Genomic DNA, 16,268 nt, shown 5'->3' with positions numbered 1-16,268 from the left:
GCAGGCTGAGCGGCGTTTTGCGCCCCTCTCCCTCCGGGAGAGGGGCCGGGGGTGAGGGCTGGTCGTTACTTGCCGCTCTTCACCGGTTCGTCGGACTTCTTGTCGTTGCCGGGGATGTAGGGGCTCCAGGGCTGGGCGCGGACCGGGCCCTCGGTCTGCCAAACGACGTTGAACTGGCCGTCGTCCTGGACCTCGCCGATCATCACCGGCTTGTGCAGGTGGTGGTTCTTCTCGTCCATCTTCACGGTGTAGCCGTCCGGTGCGGCGAAGGTCTGGCCGGCCATGGCCTTGCGGACCTTGTCGACGTCGGTGCTGCCGGCCTTTTCCACCGCCTGGGCCCACATGTGGATGCCGATATAGGTGGCTTCCATGGGGTCGTTGGTCACGGCGGTCTGGTAGTTAGGCAGGTTCTTGGCCTTGGCGTAGGCCTTCCAGGCCTCGACGAACTTCTTGTTCACCGGGTTATCCAGCGACTCGAAGTAGTTCCAGGCGGCCAGCTGGCCCACCAGTGGCTTGGTGTCGATGCCGCGCAGTTCTTCCTCGCCCACCGAGAAGGCCACCACCGGCACGTCGGTGGCCTTCAGGCCCTGGTTGCCCAGTTCCTTGTAGAAGGGCACGTTGGAGTCGCCGTTGATGGTGGAGACCACCGCGGTCTTGCCGCCGGCGGCGAACTTCTTGATGTTGGCGACGATGGTCTGGTAATCGCTGTGGCCGAAGGGGGTGTAGACCTCTTCGATGTCCTTGTCCTGCACGCCCTTGCTGTGCAGGAAGGATCTGAGAATCTTGTTGGTGGTGCGCGGATAGACGTAGTCGGTGCCCAGCAGGAAGAAGCGCTTGGCGCCGCCACCTTCTTCACTCATCAGGTATTCCACCGCCGGGATGGCCTGCTGGTTCGGCGCCGCGCCGGTGTAGAAGACGTTGGGCGACATCTCTTCGCCTTCGTACTGCACCGGGTAGAACAGCAGGCCGTTGAGTTCTTCATAGACCGGCAGGACCGATTTGCGCGAGACCGAGGTCCAGCAGCCGAAGGTGACCGCGACCTTGTCCTGGGTCACCAGCTGGCGCGCCTTCTCGGCGAACAGTGGCCAGTTGGAGGCCGGATCCACCACCACGGGCTCCAGCTTCTTGCCCAGCACGCCGCCCTTGGCGTTGATCTCGTCGATGGTCATCAGCGCCATGTCCTTGAGCGAGGTCTCGGAGATGGCCATGGTGCCGGACAGCGAATGCAGGATGCCGACCTTGATGGTGTCCGCAGCGTGGGCGGCGCTCCAGGGGAACAGGCCGCTCATGAGCAGGGCGGAGGCGGCGAGGGTGGTCTTCAGTAGAGGGCGGCGCTTCATGCGAAAGGCTCCTAAGCGAACGTGCGCTGTTGTTGGGCTGGGCTGCTGGCCCGCCAGGGCGCTTATCAGGAACTGTGCCAGACCTCGGCAAGGCGCATGGCGACTGGCCTCTTGCCTCTAAACCGGGATCTTGCGGCCAGTTGCCTTGCACCAGCCTGGGGCTTGCCAGTGCCCGCCGACGGCGCCTTTGCACGATGCTGGTGCCCTCGTTTGCCGTTGCCTTTTGCGCAACATGAAAGTCCGAATGCCGTATTGGTGGTGATGCCTGGCCCTCCCATACTCGATCGCAAGGGGCCGGCCACCGGGTCGGTCACCACCCATTCGAAGAAGAGGAACAAGGCATGGGCAGGCAGGTCGGGGTCATCGGACTCGGCAACATGGGCGGCAACATGGCGATCACCCTGGCGCGCAAGGGCGTTGCCGTCACCGGACTGGATCCTTCCAGCGCCGCCTGCGAGCGGGTCGCTGCCCAGGGCGTGGCCATCGCCGGCGATCTGGCGGCCCTGGCCGCCAGCAGCGACGTCATCGTGCTGTCGCTGCCCAAGGCCGAGCACGTCGAGGCCGTGTGCCTGGGCGAGGCGGGCCTGGTCAGCCGCGTGCGGCCGGGCACCGTGGTGGTCGACACCACCACCTCCACCCCGGAGACCAGCCGCCGGGTAGCGGCAGCCTTCGCCGAGGTCGGCGCCGATTTCCTCGATGCTCCGGTCTCCGGCGGCCCCGCCGGTGCCGCGGCCGGCACCATGACCATGGTCATCGGCGGCAGCGAGGCGGCCCTGGCCAAGGCGCTGCCGGCGCTGGAAGCCATGAGCGCGACCCGGGTGCACATCGGCGCCGTGGGCGCCGGCAACATCGCCAAGATCGCCAACAACCTGCTCGCCGCGGCGCACCTGATCACCACCGCCGAGGCGGTGACCATGGCCGCCCGTGCCGGCGTCGCCCCGGAGAAGCTGCTCGAAGGCATCAATGCCGGTTCCGGGCGCAGCGCCGCCAGCCAGGGCATGTTCCCTACCTGGGTGCTGAACAAGGCCTACGATTCCGGCTTCACCATGGGCCTGATGCGCAAGGACGTGGGCCTGGCCCAGCAGCTCATCGCCGAACTCGGCCTCGACCTGCCGCTGGCCGCGGCCACGGCCCAGGCCTGGAAGGCGAGCGCCGAGACCCTGGTCGATGGCGAGGATTTCTGCGCCATCGCGCGACGCACCAGCGAAGACCTGTTCGGCAAGGGGGAATGATCATGATGAACGCCAAGACACTGGAATTGCTCAAGCCCTTCTGGGGCGACCGCCAGCAGGTCGCAAGCTTCGTGGACGGCGCCTTCGTCGATGGCAGCGGCGAGCGGATCACCGTGCGCAACGCCCATGACGACAGCCCGGCCTACAGCTACCCCGATGCCGACCTGGCCGTGGTCGAGCGCGCCGATGCCGCCGCCCGCCGGGCACGCGAGGAATGGCGCGCCCTGACCGCCCAGGCGCGCGGGCGCATCATCTACCGTGTCGGCGCGCTGATCCGTGAGGAGGCCGAGGCCCTGGCGCAGCTGGAATCGCTGACTGCCAACAAGCCGATCCGTGATGCCCGCGTCGAGGTGCTCAAGGTCGCCGAGATGTTCGAGTACTACGCCGGCTGGGCCGACAAGCTGCATGGCGAAGTCATCCCGGTGCCCACCAGCCACCTCAACTACGTGACCTACGAACCCCTGGGCACGGTGCTGCAGATCACCCCCTGGAATGCGCCGATCTTTACCGGCGGCTGGCAGATCGCCCCGGCCATCACCGCCGGCAACGCGGTGATCCTCAAGCCTTCCGAGCTGACTCCGGTGACCTCGCTGCTGCTGGGCGTGCTGGTGGAACGCGCCGGTGCGCCCAAGGGCCTGGTCAACGTGCTCGCCGGCCAGGGCCATACCGTCGGCCAGCAGGTGATCGCCCACGCCGACATCCGCAAGGTGGTCTTTGTCGGCTCGCCGGCCACCGGCCGGCACATCGCCGCCGCCGCGGCCCAGCGCTGCATCCCGGTGGTGCTGGAGCTGGGTGGCAAGTCGGCCAACATCGTCTTCGAAGACGCCGACCTGGACCTCGCCGTACGCGGCGCCCAGGCGGCGATCTTTTCCGGCGCCGGTCAGAGTTGCGTCTCGGGTTCGCGGCTGCTGGTGCAGGAATCCATCTACGAGCGCTTCATCCAGGCGGTGGCCCGCGCCGCCAGCCAGTTCAAGGTGGGAGATCCGAGCGATCCCGAGACCCAGATCGGCCCGATCCACAACGCCAAGCAATTCGCCCATGTGCGCAACATGGTGGAAGGCGCCCTGGGTGAAGGCGCGCGGCATGTCGCCAATGGCGTCGAGCCGCTGCCCGCCGGGACCGGCTACTACGTCAATCCCACGGTACTGGCCGGTCACAACGGCCTGAGTTGCTCCCAGGAAGAGATCTTCGGGCCAGTGGTGGTTGCTATCCCCTTCAAGGACGAGGCTGACGCCATCCGCATCGCCAACGACAGCCGCTTCGGTCTGGCCGGGGCGGTCTGGACCCGCGATGTCGGTCGCGCCCACCGGGTGGCCCGTGGCGTGCGCGCCGGTACCTTCTGGGTCAACGGCTACAAGACCATCCACGTCAGCTCGCCCTTCGGCGGCTACGGCGAGAGCGGCTACGGTCGCTCCTCGGGCCTCGATGCCCTGCGCGAATACAGCGAAGTGAAGAGCGTCTGGGTGGAAACCGCCGCGGTGCCCGCCGCTGGCTTCGGCTATGGCGCCAGCCTGGAGTAACGGATGACCCTCCATCAAGCCTTGTTGGACGACGCCCGCCGCTGGCGTCGCGATTTCCACGCCCACCCCGAGCTGGGTTTCGCCGAGCACCGCACCGCGGCGCGGGTGGCCGAATTGCTGGAAGGCTTCGGCCTGGAGGTCCATCGCGGCCTCGGCGGCACCGGCGTGGTCGGGGTGTTGCGCCACGGCGAGGGCCCCAGCCTGGGCCTGCGCGCCGACATGGACGCCCTGCCGATGCAGGAGGTGGGGGACGTTCCCCACCGTTCCACCGCCGCCGGGCGCATGCACGCCTGCGGCCATGACGGCCATACCGCCATCCTGCTGGCCACCGCGCGTCACCTGAGCGAAAACCGCGATTTCCGCGGCACCCTCTATTTCGTCTTCCAGCCCGCCGAGGAAAATCTTGGCGGCGCCCAGAAGATGATCGAGGACGGCCTGTTCGAGCGCTTCCCCATGGACGCCCTCTATGGCCTGCACAACTGGCCGGGATTGCCAGCCGGCCAGGTGGTGGTCAATCCGGGCGCCATGATGGCCTCGCTGGACACCTTCGCCATCACCCTCACCGGCAAGGGCTGCCACGCGGCCATGCCCGAGCGCGGGCGTGATCCCATCGTCGCCGCGGCGGACCTGATCCTGCAGCTGCAGACCATCGTCGCCCGGCGGATCTCGCCGCTGGCTGCCGCGGTGGTCAGCGTGACCATGATGGAGGCGGGGGAGGCCATCAACGTCATCCCCGAGGTGGCCCGGCTCAGGGGCACGGTGCGCTGCCTGGATGGCGCGGTACGTGCCGAGGTGGAGCGGCTGATCGGCGAGATCGTCGCCCAGGCGCCGCTGGCCCAGGGGGTGCGCGGCGAGCTGGAATTCACCCGCGGCTATCCGGTGACCCAGAACCATCCCGAGCAGGCGGCGCGGGTACGTCAGGCGGCGGTGACCGCCTTTGGCGCCGAGCGGGTCAGCGATGGCGTACCACCGTCCATGGCCTCCGAGGACTTCGCCTTCATGCTGGCGGCGCGCCCGGGGGCCTATCTCTGGCTGGGCGTCGACGGCGCCCAGCCCTCGGCACCGCTGCACAACCCGGCCTATGACTTCAACGACGCCATCATCGAGCCGGCCGTACGGCTGTGGGCCGAGCTGGTGCGCCAGGAACTGCCCGCCTGATTAGTCTTCAGCGTTTGGTCAAAGCCTAAAGCCTTGCGAGCTAGAGCCAAACAAGGCGAAGAGGCCTGAGGAAGCGGATCGGACTCGCGGGCGAGTTTACAAGTGGTAAATGAGCATTCCGACCGGGCTGGCGACCCAGGGCATCTTCAACGCAGTTTGGCCGACGCGCAGCTGGCTTTGAGCCGACGCTCAGCGAAAGGCGGTCATCCGCTGCACCATGGCCGTGCGCAACTCGTCCGCGGCGCGACTGAGCTTGCGTCCCAGACGGGTCACCAGCTCGACGTGGGCGCGGGCGAAACCCGGATCGGCCAGGGGCAGGGCGCATAAGGCGCCGCTGTCCAGCTCCTGGGTGGCGGCGAACAGCGGCAGCAGGGTCACGCCGCCCTGCTGGGCATAGTGCTTGAGCAGGGCGAAGGTGTTGCAGGTCAGGGTTGGCGCCAGGCGCTGGCCGGCGGCCTGCTCCACGGCGTCGAGCATCTGGCGGATGCCGTAGGAGATATCCGGCAGCGCCAGGCGGTGCTGGCCCAGCTCAGCCAGGGTCACGGGCGCCCGGGCTCCGGCCAGCGGATGCCCTGGTGCCACCAGCGCATAGAGCGGCTGCTCGCGACTGCCATGTACGCGCAGGTGCGGATCGCGCGGCGGATTGAACACCAGGCCCAGTTGCGCCTCGTCTTCCATCACCTGGCGAATCACCTCGTTGGTGCCCACCACATTGACCCTGACCTCGATCTCCGGATGCCGCGCGGAAAAGTCGCCCAGGCTGCGCGACAGGTCGCCGATGAAGCCCTCGCCGATGGCCAGCACCACGCGGCCGGTGCGCAGGCCCTGCAGGTCGGAGATGGCGTCTCTCAGGCCGTCGAGCTGGGTCTGGCGCTGGCGGAAATAGTCCAGCACCAGACGTCCGGCCTCGGTCGGGGTGATGCCGCGGCGGTGTCTTTCGATGAGGTCGACGCCCAGCTCCGCCTCGACCTGGGCGATCTGCCGGCTGACCGCGGACGGGGCGATATCCAGGGCGTCAGCTGCGGCGCGCACGCTCCCCAGGCGCACCGCTTCGACGAAATAATGCAAGCGCTGTTCGTGAATTCCACGCATCCGTGTGTTCTCTTAAAGGCAACGGAAAAGGCCATTTCCAGTATTGGAGAGAGAACAGGCCGCTGTCCATACTCGGGCCAAGACCACGGCCGCCCCGGCCTGGGCGAAGCCCGCGGCGCAAGGCCTCGGAAGGCGGAAAGGGCCGCACAGGATGGCGTTCCTGCAGGCGTTCCACCCTTCGGAAAACGCGCATGCAACTTTGCTCAGGCACCTAGAACGACCGGGTCGCGCTCCTTCGAGGAGCCTTCGTTTCTGCCCAGCGAGCCTCGCCGCCCGCGACTGCCAACCATACCAACAACCGAGCCCGCGAGCGGGCCGCAGGGGGAAGAATGAGCGCCAATCCGACGCTGGCCGTAGGCCAGGACCGAGCCGTCAGCAATACCGTCAGACTCTACATCTGGGCAGCGCTGGTGCTGCTGATCGCCGAGCTGATCGGCTCCCTCACCATACCGCTGGGGCCGGGCAAGGTGGTGCTGCTGCCGATGATCTGGGCGCTCTTGCTGGGTGCGGCGGTGGGGCAGGTGGGCAAGCGCATGCCGCTGGGTCTGGGTATCGACCGCGGCACCCAAGTGCGTTCGGCGGCCATTCTGCAATACGCCTTGCTGGTGTTCATCGCCAAGCTCGGCCTGGTGGTGGGCGGCTCGCTGCCCACGGTGATCGCCGCTGGCTGGGCACTGGCCTTCCAGGAGCTGGGGCATTTCGTCGGTACCATCCTGCTCGGCCTGCCGGTGGCCCTGCTGCTGGGCATCAAGCGCGAGGCCATCGGCGCCACCTTCTCGGTGGGGCGCGAACCGAGTCTGGCGATCATCAGCGAACGCTATGGCATGGACTCCCCGGAAGGTCGCGGCGTGCTCGCCGAGTACCTGACCGGCACCCTGTTCGGCGCGGTGTTCATGGCCATCGTCGCCGGCTTCATCGCCAGCCTGAACATCTTTCACCCCTATTCCCTGGCCATGGGCGCCGGCCTGGGCTCGGGCAGCATCATGGCCGCCGCGGCCGGTGCCATCGCCGCCCAGCAGACCGCCGAGGTGGCCAAGGAAGTCATGGCGCTGGCCGCCGCCGCCAACCTCATCACCCTGACCCTGGGCACCTACTTCACCCTGTTCATCTCCCTGCCGCTGGCGGTCTGGGGCTACCGGGTGATGGAGCCGCGCATCGGCCGTACCACCAAGGCCTCCTTCCAGCAGAGTTCGGTGGATGCCGCCGTGGTGGACGAGCCCGTGGAACTGGGCTGGTCGGCACGCTTCAGCGCCTGGCTGGCCTCGGGTGCCCTGGCGCTGCTGGCGACCTTGGTGATGAGTAAGACCCTGCCACCGGCTGCTTTCCTGGGCGTCGTGGTGATGATCCTGGCGGCCTTCGTCGGTGAACTGCTCTGCCAGCTGTTTCGCCGCAAGGTGCCGGCGGTGTGCTGGGTATCGCTGGTGGCCATGTTCCTGACCTCGCCCTGGTGCCCGCTGGCGCCGCAGATCACCGCCGCCCACAACGCGGTCGGCATCATGGCGCTGATCACCCCCATGCTGGCCTTCGCCGGCCTGTCCATCGCCAAGGACATCCCGGCCTTCCGTCGCCTCGGCTGGCGCATCGTGGTGGTTTCGCTGGTCGCCAGCTTCGGCACCTTCATCGGCGCGGCCTTCATCGCCGAAGTGTTTCACTGATCCTCGCGCGCACCGGGTCCCCGGTGCGCCGCTTCCCGCTACGGTACCGCCCCCTGGTCTGACTCTCCTGTCCCTGCATTTTCGTGTCGCAGCTCCCAGCCTTGAGCCCTGGCGGCCCGGTGTCGTCCCTGGACGATCACCGGCGCTTGAGCTGCACCCCGAGTTGCAGTATCTATGATGGAAAATTAACAAAAACCGTTAATTTAATAACATCAAGAAAAACGGAGGGGCGCTCGGCATGGGCAAAATCGCGGTCATCGGCAGCAACATGGTCGATCTCATCACCTATATAGAGCGACTGCCCGTGCAGGGCGAGACGCTGGAAGCGCCGGACTTCGCCCTAGGCTGTGGCGGCAAGGGCGCCAACCAGGCGGTCGCCGCGGCCAAGCTGGGCAGCGAGGTGCTGATGGTGACCAAGGTCGGCGACGATCTCTTCGCCGACAACACCCTGGCCAACTTCCGCCGCTTCGGTATCGACACCCGTCACGTGACTCGCGCGCCGGGTCGCTCCAGCGGGGTGGCGCCGATCTTCGTCCAGCCCGACTCGCACAACAGCATCCTCATCGTGAAGGGCGCCAACGCCGCCCTCGGCCCGGCCGACATCCAGGCCGCGGAAGCCGATCTGCGCGACTGCGCGCTGATCGTGCTGCAACTGGAGATCGCCCTGGAGACCGTCTATGCCGCCATCGACTGCGGCCAGCGCCTGGGTATCCCCGTGCTGCTCAATCCGGCCCCTGCGGTGGCCGACCTGAGCGCCGCGCACCTCGCCCGGCTGGATTACTTCGTCCCCAACGAGACCGAACTGGCCCTGGTCAGCGGTCTGCCCGTGCAGGATCGCGAGAGCGCCTTCGCCGCCGCGCGGGTGCTGGCCGGTCGCGGCATCCGCCATGTGGTGGTTACCCTCGGTGCCCAGGGCGCGCTGTACGTGGGCGAGGAGGGCGAATTCAGCCTGCCCGGCCAGACAGTAGCGGCCATCGACACCACCGGCGCCGGCGATGCCTTCATCGGCTGCTTCGCCCATGGCCGCGTCCAGGGCCTCGGCCTGCGGGACGCCATGCAGCGCGCCGTAGCCTATTCGGCACTGTCGGTCACCGGGCGCGGCACCCAGACCTCCTATCCCGAGGCCGCAGTCTTCGAAGACTACCTCGCGTCCCTGGATCTCTGACGCAAGGTCGGCAATCCCTCACCCTGGCACCCCTACGGAGAACAACAATGAGCCAGTCACCCCTGCGGCCCAGCGCCGACGGCTACTACCTGAACCGCACGCCCTGGTTCGCCTTCATCCTGCTGTGCTGCATCTTCGCGCTCTGGGCCGCCGCGGCGAGCATGAACGACGTGCTCATCGCCCACTTCAAGAAGGCCTTCCTGCTCAGTGACTTCCAGACCGCCTTCGTGCAGTCGGCCTTCTACCTCGGCTATTTCTTCCTGGCCCTGCCGGCCGCGCTGATGGTCCGGCGCTTCAGCTACAAGACGACCATCCTCTTCGGCCTGTTCCTCTACATGGTCGGCTGCCTGCTGTTCTTTCCGGCCGCCTCCATGGCCAAGTACGGCATGTTCCTGCTGGCGCTGTTCGTGATCGCCGCCGGGCTGTCCTTTCTGGAGACCGCCTGCAACACCTACTCGACCCTGCTGGGGCCGCGCGAGACCGGTACCCGCCGGTTGAACATCTCCCAGACCTTTCACCCCTTTGGCGCCATGACCGGTGTCTACGTGGGCAGCTTCGTGATGTTCAAGGACGGCGACGCCAGCCAGGCGCAGCTGCTGCAGATGAATCCCGCCGAGGCCGCCGCCCAGCAGCTGCAGATGATCCAGGCCACCCTGACGCCCTACCAGTGGATGATCGGCGTGCTGGTGCTGATCTTCGTGCTGATCGCCTGTACCCGCTATCCGGCCTGCAAGGGCAACGATGCCGTGCGCAGCGAGCGCGACGGCATCGCCGCCAGCCTCGGGCGGCTGCGGCGCAATCCGCGCTTCGTCTTTGGCGTGCTGGCGCAGTTCCTCTATGTCGGCGCCCAGGTCGGCGTCTGGAGCTTCACCATCCGCCTGGCCATGCAGCTCGGCGGCATGAACGAGCGCAGCGCCTCCTGGTTCCTGCTCACCACCTTCGCCGCCTATTTCGTCGGCAAGCTGATCGCCAACCTGCTGATGCGCCGCTGGCATCCGGCCAAGGTGCTGGGCGTCTACGGCGTGCTGTGCATCGCCCTGCTGGCCTACACCATTCTGGTGCCCAACATCACCGCGGTGTACGCCGCCGTGGGCGTGAGCATCTTCCTCGGCCCCTGCTGGCCGACCATCTATGGCCTGACCGTCGACGGCATCGGCCGCGATACCGAATTCGGCGGTTCGCTGCTGGTGATGAGCATCGTCGGTGGCGGGGTGATCCCGATCTTCCAGGGCCTGCTGTCCGACTACACCGGTGGCAACATGCAGCTGGCCTATTCGGTGCCGCTGCTGTGCTTCACGGTGATCGTCGCCTACGCCCTCTACTGCCTGCGTCATCCGGCCAGCGAGCGGCTGCCGGTGGGCGCCGCCCAGACCGCCTGAGGAGGGCGCCGCCATGTCCGTACGCCTGCCCCTGCAGCCTGAGCAATTCACCGCGTGCGAGCGCACCCTGCTCGCCAGCGACGCCTTCCAGGTGCGCGCCTGGACCTATCCCTCCGGGGTGCGCGCCCTGGCGCTGGAGAATCGCCGCGGCCGGCTGGTCGTGCTGCCCTATCAGGGGCAGATGGTCTGGGACGCCAGCTTCGACGGCTGCCGCCTGACCATGCCCGGATTGTTCGACCAGCCGCGGCCGACCCGGCGGATCATCGAGACCTATGGCTGCTTCATGTTCCACGCCGGGGTGCTGCGCAATGGCTGCCCGGCGCCGGAGGACAGCCACGAGCTGCACGGCGAACTGCCCTGCGCACCGCTGGACGAGGCCTGGCTGGAGCTGGGTCGGGACGCGGAGGGTGACTTCCTGCGCCTGGGCGGGCGCCATGACTACGCCATGGGGTTTGGCGATCGCTATCGCGCCCAGCCCAGCGTGACCCTGAGGCCGGACAGCGCCGTGTTCGAGCTGGGCCTGGAGGTGGAAAACCAGGCCGGCCAGCCCATGGACCTGATGTACATGGCCCACATGAACTACGCCTACGTACCCGGCGGTCGTTTCCACGAGCCGCTGGGCGTGGCGCGCACCCGGGTGCGCACCAGCGTGCCGGCCCATGTGCGGCCGACCGCCGACTGGCAGGCCTTCATCGCCGAGCTGGCCGAGGACTCCGAGCGGCTGCGGGTGCTGGATGCACCGGCGCGCTACCAGCCGGAAATCGTCAGCTTCATCGATGCGCCGGGCACCGACGCGGCGGGGGAAGCGCACTTCCTGCTGGAGCATCCGGGCGGCGCTGCTTTCTACACGGCCTATCGCCCAGAGAGCTTGCCCCACGCCACGCGCTGGGTGCTGCACAACCCCGATCAGCAGGTGGCGGCCTTCGTGCTGCCGGCGACCTGCGAGCCGGAGGGCTATCTGGCCGAGACCGCCAAGGGGCAGGTGCAGCAGCTGCAGCCGGGTGAACGGCGCGCCTTCAGCGTGCGCACCGGCTACCTCGCCGCCGCCGAGCGCGAGGCGCTGTTGGCGCGCCTGGCCGACCCGGCGCGGATCAGGTAAGCAGTTGCGCGCCGTTCGCCTCGATCCGCTCGCGATAGCTGCGCGGAATGCGCCCGTCGCTGACCACCAAGTCGAAGTCGTCGAGCGCCGCGAAATGCGCGGCGCGCACCACGTCGAACTTGGTATGGTCGACCAGCAGCAGTCGCTGCTGGGCCTGGCGCAGGACCTTCTGCTTGACCTCGACCTCGTTAAAGTTGAAGCAGGTGACGCCGAAGTCCTCGCTCACCCCGGCCGCCGAGACGAAGGCGTGGGTGAGGCGCACGCCGTCGAGCACCCCGGTCTCCAGGCGACTCTCGAAGATCTGGTTCTTGCGCTGGAAGGTGCCACCGCACACCACCAGAGTGCAGTTGACCTTCTGCTGCAGCTTGAGCAGCACATTGAGCGAATGGCAGACGGCGGTGAATTCCAGGTCATCGGGAATGAAGTCCACTACGAAGGGCGTGGTGGTCCCGCAATCGAGGAAGACGGTGTCGCCGGCGCGGATCTGCGCCGCGGCCAGCCGACCGATGCGGCGCTTTTCCTCGACCTGGCGCAGGTCCTGTTCCACCACCTGGTAGCCGGGCGCCTCGCTGCCGCCGACATCGCGGGTGACGTGACCGCCGAGCAGGCGCAGGCCGTCCGGCGGGAGCCGCAGGTCGCGTCTCAGGGTCATTTCCGAGACACCCAGCAGCTGGGCCATCTCGCGCAGGTGAATGGCGTGCTGATCCTGCAGCGCCTGGTGCATCAGCTTGAGCCGAGCGGCTTTCTTGCTATCCATGAGGGGTGCGCTACGGGAGTCCGACTAGAGGTGCAGGCCGCACCAACCAAGAATTCTGATCCGATCATACGCTACCCGTGCCTGAGGAGGCCCCATGCAGCTTGAACCCGGCGAACTCGCCAAGACCATCGACCACACCCTGCTCGCCGCCGATGCCCGACGCGCCCAGATCGAGCGCCTGTGCCAGGAGGCGCGTACCCATGGCTTCTACTCGGTGTGCGTGAATTCCGCCCAGGTCCCCCACGCCGCGGCGCAACTGGCCGGCAGTGCGGTCAAGGTCTGCGCGGTGGTGGGCTTTCCGCTCGGCGCCGGGCTGAGCGCGGCCAAGGCCTTCGAAGCCGAGCAGGCCATCGCCGCCGGGGCGGGGGAGATCGACATGGTGCTCAACATCGGCTGGCTCAAGGATGGCCTGCTGGAGGAGGTGTCCGCCGACATTGCCGCGGTCCAGGCCGCCTGCGGTGCGGTACCGCTCAAGGTGATCCTGGAGACCGGTCTGCTCGACGAAACCCAGAAGCGCCAGGCCTGCCGGATCTGTCGCGACCTCGGGGTCGCCTTCGTCAAGACCTCGACCGGTTTCGGCCACGGCGGCGCGACCCTGGAGGATATCCGCCTGATGCGCCAGGAGGTGGGCCCGGAGATGGGCGTCAAGGCCTCCGGTGGCGTGCGTGACCGAGCCACTGCCCAGGCCATGCTGGACGCCGGCGCGACCCGCCTGGGGACCAGTTCGGGCGTGGCCATCGTCAGCGGCGGCGAGGGTGGCGCGGGGTATTAGAGCAGGACGCCTGTAGGTTGGGTTGAGCGCAGCGAAGCCCAACGATGCCGCCTTGTGTTGGGCTTCGGCGGAGGAGCCGCCTCAGCCCAACCTACGAGTGCTACCCCGGTCCTTGCCGGTACAGCTTGGAATCCTGGAAATCCCCCGGCGCCAGCACCTCGCCTACCAGAATCAACGCGGTGCGGCGGAAATCCTTGTCTCGCGCCCGCTCGACGATGTCGGCCAGGGTGCCCTGGACGCTGTCTTGATCCGGCCAGCTGGCGCGGTGGACGATGGCCACCGGGCAGCCGGGGCCGTAGTGGGGCAGGAGGTCGGCGACGATGCGTTCCAGCTGGCCCACGCCCAGGTGAATGGCCAGGGTCGCCCGGTGGCGAGCGAGATCGGCCAGCGCCTCGCCTTCCGGCATGGCCGTGCGACTGGCGTAGCGGGTGAGGATCACCGTCTGGCTGACGCCGGGCAGGGTCAGTTCGCAACCCAGCAGGGCGGCGCAGGCGGCGGTGGCGGTTACGCCGGGGATGATCTCGTAGGCGATGCCCAGCGCCTGCAGGCGGCGGATCTGCTCACCGATGGCGCCGTACAGCGAGGGATCGCCGGAATGCACTCGGGCTACGTCCTGGCCTCGGGCGTGGGCGGCGGCCAGGTGGCCGACGATGGTGTCGAGATCTAGGCTGGCGGTGTCGATCACCGTCTCGGCCTGGTGACCTTCCAGCACCGCGGGCGGCACCAGGGAGCCGGCATAGAGGATCACCGGGCACTGGCGGATCAGCCGTTGGCCCTTGACGGTGATGAGGTCGGGATCGCCGGGGCCGGCGCCGATGAAATGGACGGTCATGGGGTTTCCTCGGCCAGGGCGGTGAGCAACTCGGCGACATTGGCGAATTCGCGGTCGACGCAGGGCAGGGCAGGGCGGCGCAGGATCAGCACCGGCAGGCCCCGCTCGCGGGCGACCTGAAGCTTTGGTTGGGTAGCGGCACTGCCACTGTTCTTGCCGATCAGCACATCGAAGTCGCCCTGGGCGAAGAGCGCGCGCTCGGCCTCCAGGGCGAAGGGACCGCGGTCGGCGATGATCCGTGCCCGCGCGTGGCCGGGATGGGCATCGAGCAGGCGCAGGGTCCAGAACTGCCCGCCGGGAATCTCCTGGAGATGCTCCAGCGGCTCGCGACCCAGGGTGAAGAAGGGCCGGGCGAAGGGCGCCAGCGCGGTCTGCAGCTCGGCCCAGTCGGCCACCTCGCGCCAGTCGTCGCCCGGTCCGGCCTGCCAGCCGGGGCGACGCAGCGCCCAGCAGGGCAGGCCAGCGTCAGCAGCGGCCTGGGCGGCGTTGTAACTGATCTGGGCGGCGTAGGGATGGGTGGCGTCCAGCAGCAGCTCGATGCCTTCACTGTGGAGAAAGGCGGCCAGCCCCGCGGCGCCGCCGTAGCCGCCAACCCGTACCTGGCAGGGCAGGTCCTGGGGCACCCGACCCAGGCCGGCGAGGCTGTAGATGGCCTCCGCCGGCAGCGTGCGGGCGATGGCCAGGGCTTCGGTAGTACCGCCGAGCAGGAGGATCTTCATGGGCGGTTTTCCGTAAGAGCGGCGGAGGCTTCGTCAGGCATGGCGCGCCCTCACCCCTGGCCCCTCTCCCCGAGGGAGAGGGGAGGGAGAGCGGTGCTTGGCGTCGAGTCGGGGAGCAGGACGGCTAGTCTCTCTGTTGAGCAGAGCAGCGGGCGGCAGCCCGGACGCCAGACTTCCAAGCCACCACCCAACCACCCCCTCTCCCCCATGGGGAGAGGGCTGGGGTGAGGGGGCCAAACCCAAGCCAAGACTCACGGCTTCACCACTTCCAGCAAGGTAATAGGCAGCGCCGCACGCCAGGTATCGAAGGCGCCCAGTGGCTGGGCCTGGGCCACCTGCAACCGGGTCAGGTCACCACCGTGGCGTTCGCGAAAGGCCACCAGGGCGGCTTCGGTCTGCAGGGTCACGGCGTTGGCGACCAGGCGACCGCCGGGGCGCAGCGCGGTCCAGCAAGCGTCCAGCACGCCCGGCGCGGTAAGCCCACCACCGATGAAGATGGCGTCCGGGGTGGCCAGACCGGCCAGGACCTCCGGGGCCTGGCCGGCGACCAGTTGCAGCGCCGGGGCGCCGAGCTGGTCACGGTTGTGGAGGATATGGGCCTGACGACCGGCATCGGCCTCGATGGCCAGCACCCGGCAGCCGGGATGGCTGCGCGCCCATTCGATGCCGATGGAGCCGCAGCCGGCGCCCACATCCCACAGCAGTTCGCCGGGACGCGGCGCCAGACGCGCCAGGGTCACGGCGCGCACGTCGCGCTTGGTCAACTGGCCGTCGTGGCGATAGGCGCTGTCCGGCAGACCGGGGGTGAGCGGCAGTCCCGCTTCACCGGTCTCGCTCAGGACCTCGATGGCGACCAGATTGAGCGCCGCCGCCTCGGTCAGCGACCAGGCTTCGGCGCGACCGGCGATGCGGCGTTCCAGGGGGCCACCCAGGTGCTCCAGCACTTGCAGCTGGCTGGCGCCAAAGCCTTGGTCCACCAGCAGGGCGGCCAGGGCGGCGGGGCTGTGACCGTCGTTGCTCAAGACCAGCAGGCGCGCGCCGGGATGGAGATGGCGCACCACCCCGGCCAGGGGCCGGGCCACCACCGATAGCAACGCGACCTCCTGCAGGGGCCAGCCCAGGCGCGCAGCGGCCAGGGAGTAGGAAGAGGGCGCCGGCAGCACCTGCAGTTCGTCGGCCGACAGCTGGCGTGCCAGGCTCGCGCCGACGCCGAACAGCATGGGATCGCCACTGGCCAGCACGCAGACCGGGGTGCCGCGGCGGTCCAGCGCCGGGGCCAGGGCGAAGGGCTGTGGCCAGGGCTCGCGGACGGCGCAGATGCAGGGTGGCAGCAGCGCCAGCTGGCGCGGACCGCCGATGACGACCTGCGCTTCCAATAAGGCGCGACGGGCGCTTTTGCCCAGGCCGGGGTAGCCGTCTTCGCCGATACCCACCACGGTCAGCCAGGGGATCATGAACACACCTCATCGAACGTCAGCCGACCGGGCGTTTTCAAGGGGTCGGGCAAAGCGGGCATAATAACGTCTTTCCCCGTTCAGCCCGACCTTC

14 protein-coding genes are annotated in these 16,268 nt (G+C 68.3%); 8 read left to right on the top strand and 6 right to left on the bottom strand.

The window, feature by feature from the left end; genetic code table 11:
• Positions 1 to 65: 65 nt before the first annotated feature.
• On the bottom strand, positions 66 to 1,340 hold the full coding sequence (gene urtA / locus V6W80_RS21160) for an urea ABC transporter substrate-binding protein (protein ID WP_017642930.1): 1,275 nt from the start codon (positions 1,338 to 1,340) through the stop codon (positions 66 to 68).
• 341 nt (positions 1,341 to 1,681) lie between these two features.
• On the opposite strand from urtA, the gene V6W80_RS21155 reads away from it, so the two are divergent.
• Genes V6W80_RS21155 through V6W80_RS21145 form a run of 3 tightly spaced genes read left to right on the top strand, consistent with a single transcriptional unit; the run spans position 1,682 to position 5,250 of the window.
• On the top strand, positions 1,682 to 2,572 hold the full coding sequence (locus tag V6W80_RS21155) for an NAD(P)-dependent oxidoreductase (protein ID WP_338545326.1): 891 nt from the start codon (positions 1,682 to 1,684) through the stop codon (positions 2,570 to 2,572).
• Positions 2,573 to 2,574: 2 nt separating this feature from the next.
• On the top strand, positions 2,575 to 4,092 hold the full coding sequence (locus V6W80_RS21150; RefSeq protein ID WP_338545325.1) for an aldehyde dehydrogenase family protein: 1,518 nt from the start codon (positions 2,575 to 2,577) through the stop codon (positions 4,090 to 4,092).
• A 3-nt stretch (positions 4,093 to 4,095) separates the two neighbouring features.
• Positions 4,096 to 5,250 (top strand): M20 aminoacylase family protein, encoded by a 1,155-nt coding sequence (locus V6W80_RS21145; RefSeq protein WP_338545324.1) that lies wholly within the window; start codon positions 4,096 to 4,098, stop codon positions 5,248 to 5,250.
• Between the two features lie 189 nt (positions 5,251 to 5,439).
• Here V6W80_RS21145 and V6W80_RS21140 read toward each other — a convergent pair whose 3' ends face one another.
• On the bottom strand, positions 5,440 to 6,342 hold the full coding sequence (locus V6W80_RS21140) for a LysR family transcriptional regulator (RefSeq protein ID WP_338545323.1): 903 nt from the start codon (positions 6,340 to 6,342) through the stop codon (positions 5,440 to 5,442).
• A 329-nt stretch (positions 6,343 to 6,671) separates the two neighbouring features.
• Between V6W80_RS21140 and V6W80_RS21135 the strand changes: the two genes are divergently transcribed.
• The 4 genes from V6W80_RS21135 to V6W80_RS21120 all read left to right on the top strand — a co-directional run bounded on the left by V6W80_RS21135 (position 6,672) and on the right by V6W80_RS21120 (position 11,640).
• Positions 6,672 to 7,997: a DUF3100 domain-containing protein gene (locus V6W80_RS21135; protein ID WP_338545322.1), complete on the top strand. Its 1,326-nt coding sequence runs from the start codon at positions 6,672 to 6,674 to the stop codon at positions 7,995 to 7,997.
• Positions 7,998 to 8,235: 238 nt separating this feature from the next.
• Positions 8,236 to 9,162, top strand: a complete 927-nt coding sequence (gene rbsK / locus V6W80_RS21130; protein ID WP_338545321.1) for a ribokinase — start codon at positions 8,236 to 8,238, stop codon at positions 9,160 to 9,162.
• A 47-nt stretch (positions 9,163 to 9,209) separates the two neighbouring features.
• Complete coding sequence (fucP, locus tag V6W80_RS21125) at positions 9,210 to 10,541, top strand: L-fucose:H+ symporter permease (protein ID WP_271653187.1); 1,332 nt, start codon at positions 9,210 to 9,212, stop codon at positions 10,539 to 10,541.
• A gap of 13 nt (positions 10,542 to 10,554) precedes the next feature.
• Positions 10,555 to 11,640: an aldose 1-epimerase family protein gene (locus V6W80_RS21120; RefSeq protein WP_338545320.1), complete on the top strand. Its 1,086-nt coding sequence runs from the start codon at positions 10,555 to 10,557 to the stop codon at positions 11,638 to 11,640.
• Here the strand turns inward: V6W80_RS21120 and deoR are convergent.
• Positions 11,633 to 12,397 (bottom strand): DNA-binding transcriptional repressor DeoR, encoded by a 765-nt coding sequence (gene deoR, locus V6W80_RS21115; RefSeq protein ID WP_017642939.1) that lies wholly within the window; start codon positions 12,395 to 12,397, stop codon positions 11,633 to 11,635. The two genes, V6W80_RS21120 and deoR, sit on opposite strands and share 8 nt — an antisense overlap.
• 94 nt (positions 12,398 to 12,491) lie before the next feature.
• On the opposite strand from deoR, the gene deoC reads away from it, so the two are divergent.
• Positions 12,492 to 13,169 (top strand): deoxyribose-phosphate aldolase, encoded by a 678-nt coding sequence (gene deoC, locus V6W80_RS21110; RefSeq protein WP_338545319.1) that lies wholly within the window; start codon positions 12,492 to 12,494, stop codon positions 13,167 to 13,169.
• Positions 13,170 to 13,269: 100 nt separating this feature from the next.
• Here the strand turns inward: deoC and cobM are convergent, their stop codons facing one another.
• The 3 genes from cobM to cbiE form a co-directional block, all read right to left on the bottom strand.
• Positions 13,270 to 14,001 (bottom strand): precorrin-4 C(11)-methyltransferase, encoded by a 732-nt coding sequence (gene cobM, locus V6W80_RS21105; RefSeq protein ID WP_338545318.1) that lies wholly within the window; start codon positions 13,999 to 14,001, stop codon positions 13,270 to 13,272.
• Entirely contained in the window at positions 13,998 to 14,720 is a 723-nt protein-coding gene (locus V6W80_RS21100) for a cobalt-precorrin-6A reductase (RefSeq protein ID WP_338545317.1), read from the bottom strand. The genes cobM and V6W80_RS21100 overlap by 4 nt, the downstream gene beginning before the upstream one ends.
• A gap of 251 nt (positions 14,721 to 14,971) precedes the next feature.
• Positions 14,972 to 16,174 (bottom strand): precorrin-6y C5,15-methyltransferase (decarboxylating) subunit CbiE, encoded by a 1,203-nt coding sequence (gene cbiE, locus V6W80_RS21095; RefSeq protein ID WP_338545316.1) that lies wholly within the window; start codon positions 16,172 to 16,174, stop codon positions 14,972 to 14,974.
• Positions 16,175 to 16,268 lie beyond the last annotated feature (94 nt).

It is taken from the genome of Pseudomonas benzopyrenica, from assembly GCF_036884265.1.
Classification (GTDB): Bacteria; Pseudomonadota; Gammaproteobacteria; order Pseudomonadales; family Pseudomonadaceae; genus Chryseomonas; species Chryseomonas benzopyrenica.
The sequence above is the reverse complement of the archived record's forward strand: the minus strand, read 5'-3'. Positions and strand labels throughout refer to the sequence as shown.

Bases quoted from the DNA above. Each gene is read 5' to 3' on its own strand.
- urtA (WP_017642930.1), bottom strand. From the start codon at position 1,340: ATGAAGCGCCGCCCTCTACTGAAGACCACCCTCGCCGCCTCCGCCCTG.
- V6W80_RS21155 (WP_338545326.1), top strand. From the start codon at position 1,682: ATGGGCAGGCAGGTCGGGGTCATCGGACTCGGCAACATGGGCGGCAAC.
- V6W80_RS21150 (WP_338545325.1), top strand. From the start codon at position 2,575: ATGATGAACGCCAAGACACTGGAATTGCTCAAGCCCTTCTGGGGCGAC.
- V6W80_RS21145 (WP_338545324.1), top strand. From the start codon at position 4,096: ATGACCCTCCATCAAGCCTTGTTGGACGACGCCCGCCGCTGGCGTCGC.
- V6W80_RS21140 (WP_338545323.1), bottom strand. From the start codon at position 6,342: ATGCGTGGAATTCACGAACAGCGCTTGCATTATTTCGTCGAAGCGGTG.
- V6W80_RS21135 (WP_338545322.1), top strand. From the start codon at position 6,672: ATGAGCGCCAATCCGACGCTGGCCGTAGGCCAGGACCGAGCCGTCAGC.
- rbsK (WP_338545321.1), top strand. From the start codon at position 8,236: ATGGGCAAAATCGCGGTCATCGGCAGCAACATGGTCGATCTCATCACC.
- fucP (WP_271653187.1), top strand. From the start codon at position 9,210: ATGAGCCAGTCACCCCTGCGGCCCAGCGCCGACGGCTACTACCTGAAC.
- V6W80_RS21120 (WP_338545320.1), top strand. From the start codon at position 10,555: ATGTCCGTACGCCTGCCCCTGCAGCCTGAGCAATTCACCGCGTGCGAG.
- deoR (WP_017642939.1), bottom strand. From the start codon at position 12,397: ATGGATAGCAAGAAAGCCGCTCGGCTCAAGCTGATGCACCAGGCGCTG.
- deoC (WP_338545319.1), top strand. From the start codon at position 12,492: ATGCAGCTTGAACCCGGCGAACTCGCCAAGACCATCGACCACACCCTG.
- cobM (WP_338545318.1), bottom strand. From the start codon at position 14,001: ATGACCGTCCATTTCATCGGCGCCGGCCCCGGCGATCCCGACCTCATC.
- V6W80_RS21100 (WP_338545317.1), bottom strand. From the start codon at position 14,720: ATGAAGATCCTCCTGCTCGGCGGTACTACCGAAGCCCTGGCCATCGCC.
- cbiE (WP_338545316.1), bottom strand. From the start codon at position 16,174: ATGATCCCCTGGCTGACCGTGGTGGGTATCGGCGAAGACGGCTACCCC.